Origin of the sequence: Sediminicola luteus, from assembly GCF_040566555.1 — a bacterium.
Taxonomy (GTDB): Bacteria; Bacteroidota; Bacteroidia; order Flavobacteriales; family Flavobacteriaceae; genus Sediminicola.
Map to the genome: position 1 here is coordinate 392,116 of NZ_JBEWYP010000001.1, position 16,848 is coordinate 408,963.

General features: G+C 38.6%; 18 protein-coding genes. 6 read left to right on the plus strand and 12 right to left on the minus strand.

Translation table 11 applies throughout. The annotated features are described in order from the left end of the window. Nucleotides 1-55: 55 nt before the first annotated feature. Complete coding sequence (gene uvrB, locus ABXZ32_RS01685; protein ID WP_354616950.1) at nt 56-2,044, plus strand: excinuclease ABC subunit UvrB; 1,989 nt, start codon at nt 56-58, stop codon at nt 2,042-2,044. A gap of 10 nt (nt 2,045-2,054) precedes the next feature. Then, complete coding sequence (locus ABXZ32_RS01690; RefSeq protein ID WP_354616951.1) at nt 2,055-3,593, plus strand: M20/M25/M40 family metallo-hydrolase; 1,539 nt, start codon at nt 2,055-2,057, stop codon at nt 3,591-3,593. A gap of 63 nt (nt 3,594-3,656) precedes the next feature. On the opposite strand, the gene ABXZ32_RS01695 is transcribed toward ABXZ32_RS01690, so the two are convergent. Continuing rightward, nucleotides 3,657-4,082, minus strand: coding sequence for an Hsp20/alpha crystallin family protein (locus ABXZ32_RS01695; protein WP_354616952.1), 426 nt, complete (start codon nt 4,080-4,082; stop codon nt 3,657-3,659). 126 nt (nt 4,083-4,208) lie between these two features. Further along, entirely contained in the window at nt 4,209-4,610 is a 402-nt protein-coding gene (locus ABXZ32_RS01700) for a TerB family tellurite resistance protein (RefSeq protein ID WP_354616953.1), read from the minus strand. 146 nt (nt 4,611-4,756) lie between these two features. Here ABXZ32_RS01700 and ABXZ32_RS01705 point away from each other — a divergent pair, with 146 nt between their 5' ends. After that, a complete protein-coding gene (locus ABXZ32_RS01705; protein WP_354616954.1) occupies nt 4,757-5,131 on the plus strand; it encodes a DUF1456 family protein in 375 nt (124 codons plus the stop codon). A gap of 31 nt (nt 5,132-5,162) precedes the next feature. Here ABXZ32_RS01705 and ABXZ32_RS01710 read toward each other — a convergent pair whose 3' ends face one another. The 3 genes from ABXZ32_RS01710 to ABXZ32_RS01720 all read right to left on the minus strand — a co-directional run bounded on the left by ABXZ32_RS01710 (nt 5,163) and on the right by ABXZ32_RS01720 (nt 7,701). Then, nucleotides 5,163-5,513: a hypothetical protein gene (locus tag ABXZ32_RS01710; RefSeq protein ID WP_354616955.1), complete on the minus strand. Its 351-nt coding sequence runs from the start codon at nt 5,511-5,513 to the stop codon at nt 5,163-5,165. Nucleotides 5,514-5,787: 274 nt separating this feature from the next. Beyond that, nucleotides 5,788-6,981, minus strand: coding sequence for an ADP-forming succinate--CoA ligase subunit beta (sucC, locus tag ABXZ32_RS01715; RefSeq protein WP_354616956.1), 1,194 nt, complete (start codon nt 6,979-6,981; stop codon nt 5,788-5,790). A gap of 81 nt (nt 6,982-7,062) precedes the next feature. Further along, complete coding sequence (locus tag ABXZ32_RS01720) at nt 7,063-7,701, minus strand: LON peptidase substrate-binding domain-containing protein (protein ID WP_354616957.1); 639 nt, start codon at nt 7,699-7,701, stop codon at nt 7,063-7,065. Nucleotides 7,702-7,865: 164 nt separating this feature from the next. On the opposite strand from ABXZ32_RS01720, the gene lysA reads away from it, so the two are divergent. Beyond that, complete coding sequence (gene lysA / locus ABXZ32_RS01725) at nt 7,866-9,107, plus strand: diaminopimelate decarboxylase (protein WP_354616958.1); 1,242 nt, start codon at nt 7,866-7,868, stop codon at nt 9,105-9,107. Between the two features lie 94 nt (nt 9,108-9,201). Beyond that, on the plus strand, nt 9,202-9,702 hold the full coding sequence (locus ABXZ32_RS01730; RefSeq protein WP_408016611.1) for a thioredoxin family protein: 501 nt from the start codon (nt 9,202-9,204) through the stop codon (nt 9,700-9,702). Between the two features lie 69 nt (nt 9,703-9,771). Here ABXZ32_RS01730 and guaB read toward each other — a convergent pair whose 3' ends face one another. From guaB to ABXZ32_RS01760, 6 genes are all read right to left on the minus strand, one after another. Continuing rightward, nucleotides 9,772-11,244 (minus strand): IMP dehydrogenase, encoded by a 1,473-nt coding sequence (guaB, locus tag ABXZ32_RS01735; protein WP_354616960.1) that lies wholly within the window; start codon nt 11,242-11,244, stop codon nt 9,772-9,774. 58 nt (nt 11,245-11,302) lie between these two features. After that, a complete protein-coding gene (locus ABXZ32_RS01740) occupies nt 11,303-11,812 on the minus strand; it encodes a hypothetical protein (RefSeq protein ID WP_354616961.1) in 510 nt (169 codons plus the stop codon). Then, nucleotides 11,812-12,348, minus strand: a complete 537-nt coding sequence (locus ABXZ32_RS01745; protein WP_354616962.1) for an FMN-binding protein — start codon at nt 12,346-12,348, stop codon at nt 11,812-11,814. Before ABXZ32_RS01745 ends, ABXZ32_RS01740 begins: the two co-directional genes overlap by 1 nt. Nucleotides 12,349-12,432: 84 nt before the next feature. Beyond that, entirely contained in the window at nt 12,433-13,611 is a 1,179-nt protein-coding gene (locus ABXZ32_RS01750) for a hypothetical protein (protein WP_354616963.1), read from the minus strand. Between the two features lie 121 nt (nt 13,612-13,732). Further along, nucleotides 13,733-14,599, minus strand: a complete 867-nt coding sequence (locus tag ABXZ32_RS01755) for a hydroxymethylglutaryl-CoA lyase (protein WP_354616964.1) — start codon at nt 14,597-14,599, stop codon at nt 13,733-13,735. 32 nt (nt 14,600-14,631) lie between these two features. Continuing rightward, nucleotides 14,632-15,258 carry a LysE family translocator gene (locus ABXZ32_RS01760; protein WP_354616965.1) on the minus strand — a complete coding sequence of 209 codons (627 nt, stop codon included), beginning with the start codon at nt 15,256-15,258 and terminating at the stop codon, nt 14,632-14,634. 75 nt (nt 15,259-15,333) lie between these two features. Here ABXZ32_RS01760 and ABXZ32_RS01765 point away from each other — a divergent pair, with 75 nt between their 5' ends. After that, the gene (locus tag ABXZ32_RS01765; protein WP_354616966.1) at nt 15,334-15,750 is read left to right on the plus strand and encodes a Dabb family protein; all 417 of its coding nucleotides are present in this window, start codon (nt 15,334-15,336) and stop codon (nt 15,748-15,750) included. A 10-nt stretch (nt 15,751-15,760) separates the two neighbouring features. Here the strand turns inward: ABXZ32_RS01765 and ABXZ32_RS01770 are convergent, their stop codons facing one another. Beyond that, the gene (locus ABXZ32_RS01770) at nt 15,761-16,801 is read right to left on the minus strand and encodes a quinone-dependent dihydroorotate dehydrogenase (RefSeq protein ID WP_354616967.1); all 1,041 of its coding nucleotides are present in this window, start codon (nt 16,799-16,801) and stop codon (nt 15,761-15,763) included. Nucleotides 16,802-16,848 lie beyond the last annotated feature (47 nt).

Below are 16,848 nucleotides of genomic sequence, written 5' to 3' on the forward strand. Positions count from 1 at the left end.
TTAAAATTAGTTCCCTGGAACTGCATTAACCATCCTTCTTTCGTAATTTTACAAGATGAAATTCAAAGTAGTATCGGAATTTAAACCTACCGGAGATCAGCCTAGGGCCATAAAGGAATTGGTTGAAGGCATTCATTCCAATGAACAGTATCAAACCCTTTTGGGTGTCACTGGATCTGGTAAAACCTTTACTGTCGCCAACGTTGTTGAATCTGTTCAAAAGCCCACTTTGGTATTGGCACATAACAAAACATTGGCTGCCCAACTGTATTCGGAATTCAAACAGTTCTTTCCAGAGAATGCCGTTGAGTACTTTGTTTCCTATTACGATTATTACCAACCAGAAGCATATATTCCTACCTCCGGTACTTATATTGAAAAGGATCTTTCCATTAATGAGGATATTGAAAAGCTCCGATTAAGTACAACCTCCTCCCTACTCTCTGGACGAAGAGATGTTTTGGTAGTGGCCTCGGTCTCTTGTTTGTACGGGATAGGAAACCCGGTGGAATTTCAGAAAAATGTGATCTCTATCCATAAGGACCAGGTCATTTCTAGGACAAAATTTTTACATCAACTTGTGCAGAGTTTATATTCCCGAACTACGGCCGATTTCAGAAACGGTAATTTTAGGGTAAAGGGCGATGTTGTGGATGTGTTCCCCAGTTATGCCGACCATGCTTTTAGAATCCATTTTTTTGGTGACGAGATTGAAGAAATAGAAGCGTTCGATCCATTTAAGAACAAAGTGGTGCAGATATATGAAAACCTTAATATATACCCTGCAAACATGTTTGTCACCTCTCCAGATATCCTGCAAAATGCTATTCATCAAATCCAAGATGACCTAGTTAAGCAGATTGAATATTTCCAAGAAATTGGAAAACCTTTAGAGGCCAAACGCTTGGAGGAACGAACCAATTTTGATTTGGAGATGATCAGGGAATTGGGGTATTGCTCCGGTATTGAAAACTACTCCCGATATTTGGATGGAAGACTACCCGGAACGCGACCTTTCTGTTTACTGGATTACTTTCCAGACGACTACCTAATGGTCATTGATGAAAGCCACGTTACCATTCCACAGGTTCACGCCATGTACGGTGGTGATAGATCAAGAAAGGTGAATTTGGTGGATTATGGGTTTAGATTACCTGCCGCCATGGACAACAGACCTTTAAAGTTTGAAGAGTTTGAAGCCTTACAGAACCAGACAATTTACGTTAGTGCCACCCCTGCAGATTACGAATTAAAATTGAGTCAAGGGGTATATGTAGAACAGGTCATTCGCCCTACGGGACTTTTGGATCCAATAATAGAAATACGTCCCAGCCAAAACCAAATCGATGATCTTGTTGAGGAGATACAACTGCGGGTAGAAAGAGATGAAAGGACCCTGGTCACCACCTTGACCAAACGTATGGCGGAAGAGCTTGCGAAATATTTGACACGGATCAGTGTAAGATGTCGCTATATTCATAGTGATGTGGACACCTTGGAACGCGTTGAAATCATGCAGGATCTACGAAAGGGTATATTTGATGTGCTTATTGGGGTCAACCTGCTTAGGGAAGGATTAGATTTGCCTGAGGTCTCTTTAGTGGCAATTTTGGATGCAGATAAGGAGGGGTTCCTTCGTAGTTCAAGGTCTTTGACCCAGACTGTGGGAAGGGCAGCTAGAAATCTTAACGGCCGAGCTATCATGTATGCCGATAAGATCACTGCCAGTATGCAAAAAACCATAGATGAAACCAATTATAGAAGAGAAAAACAAATAGCCTACAATACTGAAAACAATTTAGTGCCCGTGGCACTGAACAAAAGCTTGGACAATGCCCTGACAAAAAACTCAGTCTCTGCCTACCATTTTGAGAAGGAAGAAATGCGCGCCGCAGAACCGGACCTTAAGTATATTACTACGGAGCAGAAGGAACAGATTATCAGGGACAAAAGAAAGGCCATGGAAAAAGCGGCCAAGGAACTTGATTTTATGCAAGCAGCCAAATTAAGGGATGAAATTAAAATGCTTCAAGAACAGGAATAACTAAAAGGTCATGAAAAAAACAAGAAATCAATCAATCATACTCCTATTCTTGTTTTCTTTATTTGCGGACATTGGCCATTCCCAAACCCTTTCAAAAGAAGGAATCCTCAATTTATCACAGAAACATTTTCCAGAGGCCGTCCTGCAATTAAGATCCTTCTTGGAAATACCAAACGACGGCCATTTTCCAGAGCAGATTCAAGCCAATCTAACCAAATGCCAAGAATTGTTTACAGACTTGGAATTTACTTCCCAAGTGATCAATACTGAAGGAGCACCCTTGCTATTTGCGGAAAAAATCTATCATAAAAATGCAAAAACAGTACTTTTTTATTTGCAGATAGACGGACAACCAGTGGACACCACCAAATGGGACCAAAAAAGCCCTTTCCACCCAGTTTTAAAAGAACCTTTTGGGGAAGATCAATGGAAGGATATCAGTTTTGATCGCTTAAAAACCGAATACAATCCGGAATGGAGAATTTTTGCGCGCTCTTCTTCCGATTCCAAAGGTCCGGCCATGTCTTTGATCTCTGCCCTACAAATTTTGAAGAACAAGAAAAAAAAGCCGGCGTACAATATCAAGGTAATTATGGATTTCCAAGAAGAACTGGGATCTCCCCTTTTACCTAAAGCAGTAGAACAAAATCAAGACCTCCTAAAAGCGGATATGGTATTGATCATGGATGGCACAAGACATCTATCCAATTTACCCACCTTAACCTATGGTGCCAGGGGTATTGCAACCGCAACTTTAAAGGTGTTCGGACCAAAAGTAGCATTGCACAGTGGTCAATATGGCAATTTTGCACCAAATCCAGTCTTTAACACCGCTCGTTTACTGGGGAAACTAAAAGATGAGAATGGGCGGGTTACCTTACCTAGATTTTATGATGGGATCAGTTTATCGGAAGCTGAAAAGAAAATATTAAATAGTCTTCCGGAAAATCTAGACAGTATAAAGCGCGAATTGGGTATTGCAGCATATGATAATGTTGGAGCCACTTATCAAGAAGCACTTCAGTACCCTTCGTTAAATATTAGGGGATTGGAGGCGGCCTATGTAGGGCAGGAAGTACGCACGATAATTCCCAACGAGGTTATTGTAGAAATTGATATGCGGTTGGTACCAGAATCCGATGGAGATAAACTGATGAATTCCCTACGACAATTTATCATAGATGAAGGGTATCACCTTGTGGATGGCATTCCCTCCGAAGAGGAAAGAAGTAAACACTCTAAATTGGCTTCCTTTACCTATAAATTGGGATCTAAGGCGTTTAGAACTGATTTCGATACCAATGCTGGGCAAATGCTAAATAAGGCTTTGAATCGCATCTTTGGCGAGGAGATCGTAAATATGAGGACAACGGGAGGGTCACAGCCCATAGGTGCCTTTATTGAAACATTGGGGATTCCTGCAGTCTCCATAAGAATACCTAATCCCGATAATAACATACATGGCCCAAATGAAAATTTGCGTTTGGGAAACTATATGGAAGGCATACAGAGTTGTCTGGCCATTTTGGACGAACCCATACCCAACTAAAAAGGCACCATGAATCAACATGGTGCCTTTAGAAACAAATCAACTAAACCAACCTAAATTTATTTAAGAAATTTCGATCATTCTTTTTGGTTTTGGCAAGGCCTCTTCTTTTTTTGGAAGAACAAATTTTAAGATCCCATCTTCATAAGATGCATTGATATTTTCGGAATCGACGGTGTCTGGCAATGTAAAGGCCCTTTTAAAAGAGGAATACGAAAATTCCCTTCTCGTATACTGTTCTTCAGTGGTTTCCTCTTCATGTTTGATCTCTGAAGAAATAGTCAGGACATCGTGATCCATTTCTATATTAAAATCTTCTTTCTTTCTTCCCGGAACTGCCAATTCCAATTCAAAATTAGTTTCGCTTTCTCTAATGTTTACTGCAGGTACGGCACCGTTATAGGTGTCCAAACCTCCAAACCAATCAGGTTTAAAAATTTCATTCATCAAAGATGGAAATAGTGGGTGATTTCTTTTAATGGTACTCATGGTTCTTATAATTTTAATTAGACTTTTATAAACTTTTATAGTCTAAAAACAAAAGATGTACCAATAGTCAATACATGTCAATATGGCGCTAATAGGCAAATAAAAAGCGACATAATGTCGCTTTTCTTAATTGTAGTGGATCTTAAAAATATTAATGAGAATCTCTGGAGGTATAATTTTGTCAGGATATTTATGCATAATAGTAAGCACCTGTTCTATTGCGGATGGCGGCAAGCCCATTCCCAGGCCAATATTGTGTAGTAAAGCGACCTCCAAGGAGGTATCCGAGCTATCTATATTCATTAATAAAACCAATCTGTGAAACTGAAGTATTCTTTCGGCTTCCGACTTCAAGAACACCGGCATGGCCGTTTTATCAAACAAAGAATCGAAGGTATGCTTATCTACCCCCAACTGATTGGCCACATTCAACAAAAAATTATATTCCTCTGTTTTCACAGTATTGTCTACTCTTGCAAATGCTATCATCTCAGAGAGTATGCTCAGTTTTTCCTCTAAAGTACTCATACATTTCTTTTTTAGAACTAGTTTACTGTATGCCAACACCTTATATAACTTAAAAATTGGGGACTTTCGTATAAAGCAAAGTGAAAATAATAATGGATAAAGACGATAAAACATATTTGTAGTACCTTGCAGAAAAATTATAATTCATGACTAATAACGACATCTTTAAGAAACTAAGAGTAGCCTTAATGCTGCGTGATGATGAAATAGTTGATATCTTGAAGTTGGTAGATTTTCAAATATCCAAAAGTGAAATTGGCGCCCTTTTCAGAAAAGAAGATCACCCAAAATATGTGGAATGCGGAGATCAAATATTACGTAATTTTCTAAACGGCCTAGTAATACATTTGAGGGGTACGAAAGAAAATCCAAAAATCCCAAAAGAAGTACTTTACAGTGCTAAAAAAACGGAATCCCAGCCGGCAAAAACTGCTGCCAAGCCTGCCTATAAAACAAGACCGAAGAAAGAGAATATTCCTGATATCAGTTATGTAAAGTATAAAAACAAAAAAAAGTCCTGAAATACTTCAGGACTTTTTTTTTTGGCTAATTCTACTGACAAACCCTTACTTGCACGGCAAAAATTTCACCTTCCTCGTACCCAATCAGACTTACTTTCTGGTAGTTTAATCTACTCTTTACGAAAGCTTCTAAGCGTTCATCTTCTGTCGCAACGGACAACACTACAATTTCACCTTCCTTATTCAGGGTAAAACGCACCTGGGCCAGTAGATCGTACCCTTGGTGTATGAATGAATTTTCGGTTAACATCTCCCCTATTTGGAGCGTCAATTTTTTTTCGGGATCTACATTTGTACTGTATACCGAACTAGGTTGATTGGCAAAAACATTTCCGAATGACAATAGCATTGCAGCTATCAATAGTAAACTGATTTTTTTCATGACTTTTTGATTTATGATTGATGATGATTTAATAGAAAGACTATTCTAATTCCAAAATGTTACGCCTTTCACGTCATTTTCTTCATAAAAAACCAAAAGAGACTATCGATTTGGATGTGTTTCACCTATAGCCTAATCAAAAAGCAATGAAGCCAATTAGCCAAAATAATATTGCCCATTTTCCATAAAAAATGTCGATTCAAAAGGATGGGGAACAAAAAAAAGGGCCATGTTTTTCAACATGGCCCTTTACTATAATTTTTAAAAAGGAAATTTAAGCTAAAACAGCTTTTACCTTATCTGCAGCCTCTTGGAACTGAACTGCTGAATGAACAGCCAAGCCTGAGTTGTCTATGATTTCTTTGGCCAATTCTGCATTGGTCCCTTGTAATCGAACGATGATAGGCACCTTCATGGCATCTCCCATGTTTTTGTAAGCATCTACAACACCTTGTGCAACCCTGTCACATCTTACGATTCCTCCGAAGATATTGATCAGAATAGCCTTTACATTGTCGTCCTTTAGGATGATACGAAAAGCCTCTTCTACACGTTTGGCATCTGCAGTACCTCCTACGTCCAAGAAGTTGGCAGGTTCACCACCGGCCATTTTAATTAAATCCATGGTAGCCATCGCCAAGCCGGCACCGTTTACCATACATCCAACATTACCATCAAGGTCAACATAATTCAGGCCTACTTCCCTTGCTTCCACCTCAATTGCATTCTCTTCCCTTAGATCGCGCATCTCTGCATATTGCTTTCTTCTGTACAAGGCATTATCATCAATAGACACCTTGGCATCTACAGCCATGATCTTGTCGTCTGAAGTTTTAAGGACTGGGTTTATTTCAAACATATTTGAATCACTTTCCACATAAGCTTTGTACAAGGCAGTGACAAATTTTGTCATCTCTTTGAAAGCAGTTCCGGAAAGTCCCAGATTAAATGCTATTTTCCTAGCTTGAAATGGCATTAAACCAACAGCAGGATCAATTTCTTCCGTGTAAATTAAGTGAGGTGTATTTTCCGCTACCTCTTCAATATCCATTCCACCTTCGGTAGAATACATGATCATATTTCTTCCAGTACCTCTGTTCAAAAGAACGGAAACATAAAATTCAGATGTTTCACTTGCTCCAGGATAATACACATCCTCGGCAACCAATACCTGATGTACCTTTTTACCTTCTGCTGAAGTTTGAGGAGTAACAAGGTTCATCCCTATTATATTTCCTGCAATTTCTTCTACTTCCCTCAAGTTCTTGGCAAGTTTTACACCGCCACCTTTACCACGTCCACCAGCATGAACCTGTGCTTTGATCACATGCCATCCTGTTCCTGTTTCCTCGGTAAGTTGTTTAGCGGCCTCAACGGCTTCCGCTGCATTATGTGCCACGATTCCTCGTTGGATACGTACACCAAAACTTGCTAATATTTCTTTTCCTTGATATTCGTGAAGATTCATATGTAAATGGTATCTTTTTGTTCGGTAGCAAAAATAGGAAACCCTAGGTAATTACCCTAATGAAAAAGAAATATCGATACATTAAATTTTAAAATCCTTAAAATCCAAAGGATCAAAATTTTTAAAATGGCCGTTCATCTCTATGACATCCTTCATATGGTTGACCTGTTTCAGAACTTCGGTAGTGGCAATAAGGTGGGATCTTATATAAATTAATTGCTCACTTTGATGGACCATTTTTAACAAGTGATACTCTTGCCGAAGGGTTAGCCCAATCTTATGGATGAGCTTGTGAATGTGCAGCTCCCCTTTATAAATATGATCAAAGGGAATATCCATTAAGCGATATAAGGTTTTTGTGTATTCTATTACGGCTTCCGTTTGCGACTCCAAACCATCTTCTATATAATCTAAAAACGTAACAACTCCACCTGCATAGAGTTTATCGTCCATTTCATTATCGAATGTTACTACCTTAAAAACCCTTTTGGCATGACAAACAACATCCATTTCTCCATTGGGATAGGTATGTACAATTTCTACCAACTGCATTTCAGTTCCGTATGCCACCGTATTATCTATATAAACAGGAATGCCAAAGGTCAAAGCCTCTGCCATACAATCTTGGATCAATTGCTTGTACCGCTCTTCAAAAATGTGAAGGGCCACTCTTTCACCTGGAAAGAAGACGGACTGAAGTGGAAACATGGGGAGCTTCATGATCTTTTTTTATTAAAAATAAAGGATGTTAGCTTTGAAGACAAAGATTCAAGCATTTTTAAATTGTTGTATTTATAACAATTTGTTGCATTATTCAATAAGTTGTCATATTTCTTGTCAACATCCTTGAAGAAGATTAGCTTTGTACAAAATTTTATTAGGCTATGAAGCACTCCGATTTATTAGATATTGCAAAAACATTTGGAGATCCTGTATATGTGTATGATTCAGAAAAGATCATATCCCAGTTCAATAGATTAACAAACGCCTTTAAAGGTGTTAAGCATTTACAGCTTAACTATGCCGCAAAGGCATTGTCCAACATTTCCATTCTGAGGTTAATGAATAGTTTGGGCAGTGGCCTGGACACCGTTTCCATACAAGAAGTAAAACTTGGATTATTGGCGGGCTTTAAACCGGAGTCGATCATTTACACTCCCAATGGTGTTTCCTTGGAAGAAATAGAGGAAGTAGCAGCCTTGGGTGCGCGGATCAATATTGACAACCTATCTATCTTAGAACAGTTCGGAAGCAAACACCCTAATATTCCAGTCTGTATCAGAATCAATCCCCATGTAATGGCGGGAGGCAATTCCAACATATCTGTGGGACATATTGATTCCAAATTTGGGATCAGTATTCATCAAATCCCTCATTTGCTAAGAATTGTTGATCTCACCAAAATGAACATCAACGGAATACACATGCATACAGGAAGTGATATTTTGGATATTGATGTCTTTCTTTATGCTTCAGAGATACTTTTTGATACTGCCAAGAACTTTAAAAATCTCGATTTTATAGATTTCGGAAGTGGATTTAAAGTACCATACAAAGAAGGAGATATTGAAACCAATATTGAAGAACTGGGTCAAAAATTAACTGAAAAATTCAATGACTTCTGTAAAGAATACGGAAAGGAATTGACCTTGGCTTTTGAACCTGGTAAATTTTTAGTGAGTGAAGCCGGTTACTTCTTAGCTAAGGTAAATGTGGTAAAACAAACTACTTCTACGGTATTCGCTAGTATTGACTCAGGATTCAACCACTTGATTCGTCCCATGTTATATGGTGCAACACATACCATTTTGAACATTTCCAATCCAAATGGGCGGGAACGCTACTATTCTGTAGTGGGATACATCTGTGAAACGGACACCTTTGCCAGTAATCGTAGGATCAATGAAATATCCGAGGGGGATATCCTTTGCTTTAAAAATGCCGGAGCCTATTGTTATACAATGGCAAGCAACTACAATTCTAGATTTAGGCCGGCCGAAGTATTATGGCACAATGGAAAGGCTGTATTAATTAGGGAGCGCGAGAATTTTGAGGACCTGATCAGAAACCAAGTAGATGCCAAAGACATCTTCTCAACTAAGAAGGAAAAGGCAGCAGTAAAATAAACATTCGAAATTTACGTTAGTTTTGGTATAGTTATTGGACTAAAATCTAAAAATAAATCGAATGAACTTACATAAATTCTTTAATGCTAAATTCATGCTAGTCATAGCTATAGCATTGTTTTCCTTTTCTGTGACGGCACAGGAAGTGGAATGGATTTCATGGGAAACAGCGGTAAAGAAGTCTCAAACCGATAAAAAACCTAAGAAAATCTTTATCGATGTCTATACCGATTGGTGCGGATGGTGTAAAAAGATGGATAAGGACACCTTTCAGAATCCCAAGGTTGCGTCCTATATGGCCAAGAATTTTTATATGGTGAAAATGGACGGTGAAGGGAAAGAACCCATCGAATTTAAAGGTAAAACCTATAAGTTTGTACCACAGGGAAGAAATGGATACCATGAATTTGCAGCCGCTTTAATGCAGGGCAAATTAAGTTATCCCACCACCATCTTTTTGGACGAACAATTAAATATGTTATCGCCAGTTCCTGGATACCAAAAGCCAGAGCCATTTTTAAACATCGCCCAATATTTTGGAGATAATATTTATAAGGAAAAAGATTGGAAGACCTATACGGGTCAGAGCAAATAACAAATTGACAATAAAAAAGAAAGCCCAAGACAATGTCTTGGGCTTTCTTTTTTATAAAGGATCTTAAAATTATCTACTATAATTAGGGGATTCTTTGGTAATAGTCACATCATGGGGGTGACTTTCATTAATACCACTGGCGGTAATTTTCACGAACCTGCCATTTTCCTTCAATGCGGCTATATCTTTTGCTCCACAATACCCCATCCCTGCGCGCAAGCCTCCTACGAACTGATGGATACTCTCAAACAAATCACCTTTGTAAGGTACGCGGCCTACAATACCTTCTGGAACCAATTTTTTAATATCGTCCTCAACGTCTTGAAAATACCTATCCTTACTTCCTTGTTTCATGGCCTCTACTGAACCCATACCTCTGTAGGATTTGAATTTTCTTCCTTCGTATATGATTGTTTCACCAGGTGATTCTTTGGTTCCTGCCAATAATGATCCCAACATTACACAGTCAGCACCAGCGGCAATAGCCTTTGGAATATCTCCTGTATACCTAATTCCACCATCAGCAATTACTGGAACTCCACTACCCTTTATAGCAGCAGCAACCTCTAAAACTGCCGAAAACTGAGGGAATCCAACCCCTGCAACAACTCTTGTGGTACAAATGGAACCAGGTCCAATTCCTACCTTAACGGCATCGGCGCCTGCTTCTACCAAATATCTTGCAGCGTCTCCGGTTGCAATGTTACCTACTATAACATCCAAATCAGGAAATCGCTTTTTTACTTCTTGTAAAACACGAACAACACCTTGCGTATGTCCGTGTGCCGTATCAATAACAACAGCATCTACTCCTGCGTTCACCAAAGCTTCAGCCCTTTCTACGGCATCAGCAGTTACTCCAAGTGCAGCAGCAACCCTTAGTCGGCCATATTGATCTTTATTCGCAATGGGTTTTTGTGTGAGTTTGGTTATATCCCTAAAAGTAATCAACCCTACTAGTTTGTAATCGTCATTGACTACCGGTAATTTTTCAATCTTATGCTGTTGTAGGATATCCTCGGCCTGTGCCAAACTTGTTCCCTCAGCCACTGTAACCAAATTTTCAGAGGTCATTACCTCTGAGATGGGCCGGTCATTATTCTTCTCAAATCGAAGGTCCCTATTGGTCACAATTCCCAATAGTTTTCCCTCAGCATCAATAATAGGAATACCCCCAATACTATATTCTTTCATGCTAGCCTTAGCATCACGAACTACTGAATTTAAGGGCAGGGTTACAGGATCGATGATCATTCCACTTTCGGCACGCTTCACCTTTCTCACCTTCATGGCCTGCTTCTCAATACTCATATTCTTATGCAGAACACCTATACCACCTTCTTGAGCCATTGCGATAGCCATTTTGGATTCTGTAACAGTATCCATGGCAGCAGACACAATAGGCACATTTATGGTAATATTTCTAGTAAATTTTGTTTGAATGTTTACTTCCCTTGGAAGAACTTCGGAATATGCTGGGACGAGTAGTACGTCATCATAGGTTAAACCTTCACCAACAATTTTATCAAGATGAGCTTGCATAGCAATTAAATATTAATTGCGTGCAAATATACTACATTTATCAGTAACTATCGAGATGTTACTTTTTTAATTGTGAGGAAGATGAATGGAAGATCAATTGGTACAAGACTAATAATGAGGACACCGTAAAGGTGGCTGTCATCAATGTTCCAGAAAAAATGATGACATATTTCATCCAGAGTACGCCACTCCAAAGAAAATAAATACCTCCAAAGGTCAAAACGACCGATAATAAAGGCTCAACTGTCAGAAATAATTTTAGATTTTTGGAAAGATTGGCAAACCACAATATTCCTCCAAGTAGAAAAAAGATGAAGGACATGGAAAGAATGTGGGTATGCACAATAGTGAGCATTTCCCTATCACTCTTTTTAAATTTCATTATTTCGGCTTCTTCATCTGCCTCATTACCCAAGTAATTTTCCTCAATGCCTTGTGCAGAACTTGTACTGGTCTCGTTGACAAACAGAAGTCCAGTGTAAAAACCAATTGAAAGTACAACTACAAAAGCACCTATAAAGATTTTGAGCTCTCTTGGCAAGGTAGAGAGAAGTCCGTTATAGCGCATTATAGTACCTTGTTTGCTTTCAGCTTCCCAATAGTTTGAAGCAAGTCATCAACGGCATTTGTCATGGAGCGGACAGAAATAGTAGCTCCAGAAATTCCATCAATATTGGACTCATGACTTACCCTATCATTTCCTGATTTACCTAAAAATTGTTCTAACCATCTCCTACTTCCAATTTCACCACCGTATTCTTCGCGGTAAATCAATACTTTGGAATGTATAATTTCCAATTTGGGATTAAAGACGACCAAGTAATCAAATTTTGCAGTTTTACTTGACGCCTGATCTACAAAAGCATACCCCAATAAAGTATTACCCTGTTTTACTTTAAAGAAGTTTTCATTGGTGATCTTAGTAGGCAATTGTTCATTCAATGCCTTGGAAACAGATATAGGTTGCATAGAATACGTCGAAGTTTCAAAGACCTTCTCTATTTCCTTGTCCATTTTCTTTTGAATATATTTTGGAATTCCAAATCCCAAAAATACCAATGAAAATAATGCTAAGATAACCGTTATCTGTTTTCTATAATTCATGCCCCAAATATACTAATTTAGAATCATTTTTAATAATAATTGACATATTTAGGGCCATGAACTAGAAATTTTATTTTTATTGGATTAGAACCAAACTCCTATCCCAAAGTTTAACACGTTTGGTGTATCCCCATTGTCCACCTTGTTGGATTTAAACTGATAATCTCCTTTTAAAACTACTCCTGGAGCTAAGTGATAGGTAAGACCTGTTGTAACATCTGTTTTGTTATAGGCATCATTTCTCGCCAAACCTCCTGCAGTATCGGCATGGGTATCATATCTTTCATATCTTGCAAAGGCGAACAACTTTTGCTCATTTCTAGCTGGCAATAAGTTATAAGCTCCTTCTACATACCAGCCCTGAAGTGCACTACCCAAATCCCTACCGGTTAATGTGTTGTAATCTTCCGTATCAGAAAGGGAAGCGTAAACAAATTGTCCCCTTGCTGTAAATTTCTCATAGGCATATCTCGCATCGAAACCGACCATTGAAATTCCTATATTTGCACCTGTAACTTCCTCAACATCATCTGTAGCTTGTGTCTTTCCAAAATATCCTGAAAGTCCCAAACGAAGGCCTGGTATTCCGTAGTAATCCAATTTTGTGGAAAGGGTTGGACTATCTATGGTAGACTGTATACCTTTTTGTCTTCCGCCCCTAAGACCGTTAGATCCTTTTAATACGCCACTTATACCTCCTGAACCATCTGCTTCGGTAGATTTAAATCCGTTGAAAATATAGGCTTGGTACCCTAAGGAAAGGTCATTCACCCTTCCAAAAACACCTACCCCTAATTCTCTCCAAGTAGTAGGGACAATTACATTGTCCATGGCTGGACGCTCTGTTCCATTAAATGTAGTTGGTTCATGATATTCGTTGATGATTCCCATTGGCACTAACATTAATCCACCTCTAAGGTTAACATTATTTCCCAGGTTGTAATTCACAAAAGCCTGTTCAACGTAAACCTCTTCTACGTGCTCAAATTCAATTTCAGTCACAAACTGGGTTCTATCATTGAATCTATACCCTAAAAGCAATACCAGCCTTTGAACATCTAATTCTCCATTACCCCCCTCAGGCTGATTATAAAGCATTTCACCATAAGCTCCTACAGTAACCGCAGATGCATAATTTCCGGAAAGTAAACGCTGAGCTGCATTTAATTGCTTTTGGGGATCCAAGGTTATAGAATCATTGGCGGTCTGTGCGAAAACTCCTGAAGTCAAGAGTAAACCGAATAGTAAAGAAATTCTTTTCATTATAAATTGTTCTTATTTAGATTGGATAAACATAAAATTCGGATGCAAATATATGACGCACTTTAATATTCACAAACTTTATTTATATTAAATCTAAATAAAAATCACAACAAATTAATTATCAATGATATAGAGAGAAAAGTTCTGTTGCTTTATTGTAAGTAGCTTCAAATGTCATCCAATTTACGCCGGTATCCGACCTTTCTTTAGTGAAGTATGATAGCATCTTTTCGGTGGGCATATTTCCTGTAAGTTCATCTTTGGCCATGGGACACCCTCCAAAACCTTGAATGGCCCCATCAAATCTTCGGCACCCGGCCTTATAGGCAGCATCTACCTTTTCATGCCATCTGGAAGGTGTGGTATGCAAATGAGCACCAAATTCAATTTCAGGATATTTGGGTATTAGATTAGAAAATAGGTAATTGATCACTTCTGGAGTAGAGGATCCTACTGTATCTGAAAGGGACAATATCCTAACTCCCATATCCGCAAGTTTTTCAGTCCACTCCCCCACTATATCCACATCCCATGGGTCCCCATAAGGATTTCCAAAACCCATGGAAATATAGGTGACCACTTCCTTATTGGACGCCTTGGCCAAGCTCAGGATTTCTTTTAAGGTGGTAACGGACTCTGCTATGGTTTTATGGGTATTCCGCATTTGGAAGTTTTCGGAAATGGAAAAAGGATACCCCAAATAATCTATGGCATCGTGCTGACATGCATCCTCAGCCCCCCTCACATTGGCCACAATGGCCAGCAACTTACTTTGGGATCTGCTGAGATCCAGGCCTGCCAATACTTCTGCAGTATCCGCCATTTGGGGAATTGCCTTAGGGGATACGAAACTACCAAAATCGATAGTATCAAAACCACAGCGCAACAGCGCTTGTATATACTTTATTTTGCTCTCTGTAGGGATAAAAGCCTTTATTCCCTGCATGGCATCTCTGGGACATTCTATAATTTTGACCTTTTCGGACATGAATATATTTTATGACGATTTCAAAATTACTATTATTTATCCGAAAATAGGATATAAACCCCAATACCTACAAATACAAAAATCTGCAACCATTTTAAAAAATGGCCAACTCCTGAATGTTTGGTGATATAATCTGATATTGCTCCAGAAAGCAAAGCTATCAGTCCAAAAATGATAAATGAAACAACCATAAACAACAAGCCCAAAACATAAAATTGAATTACAGTACTCAGCTCGTTACTGAATAAAAATCCAGGAAAAAAAGCTAAGAAAAAGATAGTGACCTTAGGATTGAGAACATTCATAATGAATCCCTTTCTAAACAGCTGCCACAGACTCTTTTTTGCAATGTGCGTCTCCCCTAAATGAATATCAGGCGCACTTTTAAAAACCATAAATGCCAAATAAAACAAATAAAGAGCTCCCAATAATTTAATACTAAAAAATATGGTCTCACTTCCTTTTATAATTGCCGATACACCAAAGGCCAATAAGGTGGTATGTATCAAACAGCCTGAGATCAATCCGGCGACTGTAGCTAACCCAAACTTTTTTCCGTAGGTTATGCTTTGCATCAAAACATATATATTATCGGGACCGGGGGCTACTGCCAGAGCAGCTGTTGCCATTACAAAGGCGTATAAAATCTCGTAGTTCAATAGCTTAGTTTATAAATTCCAAAATACGAATTAAGAAATACAGTTAAGGTATTTTTTCTATCTTGAACAAAAAAAATGAAAGTTCTATTTGCTGTTCCCTTTGTAATAATATTACTAATGCTAGGCTTTACCGCCCCAACTAAAATGGCCCAACCTTTAAAAGCAAACAATATACAAACACAAGACAGTGTCTTAAGACATGTAGTGCTTTTTAAATTTAAGAAAGGCACCACCAAATCTGAAATAACAACAGTTGAGGAGGCTTTTAATGCGCTCCCGAGCAAAATAAAAGCAATACATTCCTATGAATGGGGTTTGAACAATAGCCCAGAAGAATTAAATAAAGGTTTTACACATTGCTATTTATTGACCTTTAAAACAGAAGAGGACCGGGGCATTTATCTTCCTCATCCAGACCATAAAGCATTTGGTGCAGTGCTTACTCCGTATCTTGAAGATGTGCTGGTAGTAGATTACTGGACGCATCAATAGGTCTTACGCCCTATAGTTGTGACCTTAAGATAGCCTTATTTATTTTCTTTGCCAGGCCTGGTCCTTCATAGACAAAACCAGTCCAGACTTGGACAAGATCTGCACCTGCAGCCAATTTTTCCAGGGCGTCTTCTCCGGAGTGTATGCCTCCTACCCCTATAATAGGAAAGGCCTTGTTGCTTTTCTCGGAAAGAAATCGGATAACTTCTGTGCTTCTATTAGTCAATGGCTTACCACTTAACCCACCCATTTCCTCAGAAAGCGTAAGGTGTGATTTTAAATTTTCCCTTCCTATGGTGGTATTGGTAGCGATAATGCCATCAATTTTGGTGTCGGCAACAATCTGTATAATATCCAACAATTGGCTATCCGTAAGATCTGGCGCTATTTTTAAAAGGATAGGTCTTTCCTTCACCGCCTTGTTTAATGCCAATTTAGTGTTCTCTTTCTTCAATTCTTTCAACAGGGCAGTCAATGGCTCTTTATCTTGTAATTCCCTTAACCCAGGGGTATTTGGAGAACTCACATTTACAACAAAATAGTCCACGTAATCAAAAAGGGCATCAAAACAAATTAAATAATCTTTTACAGCTTCCTTATTAGGGGTGACTTTGTTTTTTCCAATATTACCACCTATGAGTACCCTATGCTCTTTCTTTAATTGTTCCACAGCATCAAAGACACCGAGGTTATTAAATCCCATTCTATTGATAATCGCCTTGTCATCTGGCAGTCGAAACAGTCTTTTTTTAGGGTTGCCTTCTTGAGGTTTAGGAGTCAATGTCCCTATTTCCACAAAGCCAAAACCAAAATTTGCCAACTCATTATAGAGCACGGCATTTTTATCGAAGCCTGCCGCCAACCCTACCGGGTTTTTAAATTTCAATCCAAAAACTTCCCGTTCCAATCTTGGGTCTTCCAAAACATAAAGAGATCTGAACAATCCAGAAAAACCAATCTTGGAAAATAACTTGATCATAGTGAATGAAAAATGATGGACCATTTCAGGATCAAAAAGAAAAAATAAGGGTCTTAGAATAAGCTTGTACATGAATTCCTTTAAAATTTTAACAAAAATACAAACTCATAACTTGTGGA

Bases quoted from the DNA above. Each gene is read 5' to 3' on its own strand.
- ABXZ32_RS01770 (WP_354616967.1), bottom strand. From the start codon at position 16,801: ATGTACAAGCTTATTCTAAGACCCTTATTTTTTCTTTTTGATCCTGAA.
- sucC (WP_354616956.1), bottom strand. From the start codon at position 6,981: ATGAATCTTCACGAATATCAAGGAAAAGAAATATTAGCAAGTTTTGGT.
- ABXZ32_RS01745 (WP_354616962.1), bottom strand. From the start codon at position 12,348: ATGAATTATAGAAAACAGATAACGGTTATCTTAGCATTATTTTCATTG.
- ABXZ32_RS01695 (WP_354616952.1), bottom strand. From the start codon at position 4,082: ATGAGTACCATTAAAAGAAATCACCCACTATTTCCATCTTTGATGAAT.
- lysA (WP_354616958.1), top strand. From the start codon at position 7,866: ATGAAGCACTCCGATTTATTAGATATTGCAAAAACATTTGGAGATCCT.
- ABXZ32_RS01705 (WP_354616954.1), top strand. From the start codon at position 4,757: ATGACTAATAACGACATCTTTAAGAAACTAAGAGTAGCCTTAATGCTG.
- ABXZ32_RS01700 (WP_354616953.1), bottom strand. From the start codon at position 4,610: ATGAGTACTTTAGAGGAAAAACTGAGCATACTCTCTGAGATGATAGCA.
- ABXZ32_RS01750 (WP_354616963.1), bottom strand. From the start codon at position 13,611: ATGAAAAGAATTTCTTTACTATTCGGTTTACTCTTGACTTCAGGAGTT.
- guaB (WP_354616960.1), bottom strand. From the start codon at position 11,244: ATGCAAGCTCATCTTGATAAAATTGTTGGTGAAGGTTTAACCTATGAT.
- ABXZ32_RS01690 (WP_354616951.1), top strand. From the start codon at position 2,055: ATGAAAAAAACAAGAAATCAATCAATCATACTCCTATTCTTGTTTTCT.
- uvrB (WP_354616950.1), top strand. From the start codon at position 56: ATGAAATTCAAAGTAGTATCGGAATTTAAACCTACCGGAGATCAGCCT.
- ABXZ32_RS01740 (WP_354616961.1), bottom strand. From the start codon at position 11,812: ATGCGCTATAACGGACTTCTCTCTACCTTGCCAAGAGAGCTCAAAATC.
- ABXZ32_RS01710 (WP_354616955.1), bottom strand. From the start codon at position 5,513: ATGAAAAAAATCAGTTTACTATTGATAGCTGCAATGCTATTGTCATTC.
- ABXZ32_RS01730 (WP_408016611.1), top strand. From the start codon at position 9,202: ATGCTAGTCATAGCTATAGCATTGTTTTCCTTTTCTGTGACGGCACAG.
- ABXZ32_RS01765 (WP_354616966.1), top strand. From the start codon at position 15,334: ATGAAAGTTCTATTTGCTGTTCCCTTTGTAATAATATTACTAATGCTA.
- ABXZ32_RS01720 (WP_354616957.1), bottom strand. From the start codon at position 7,701: ATGAAGCTCCCCATGTTTCCACTTCAGTCCGTCTTCTTTCCAGGTGAA.
- ABXZ32_RS01755 (WP_354616964.1), bottom strand. From the start codon at position 14,599: ATGTCCGAAAAGGTCAAAATTATAGAATGTCCCAGAGATGCCATGCAG.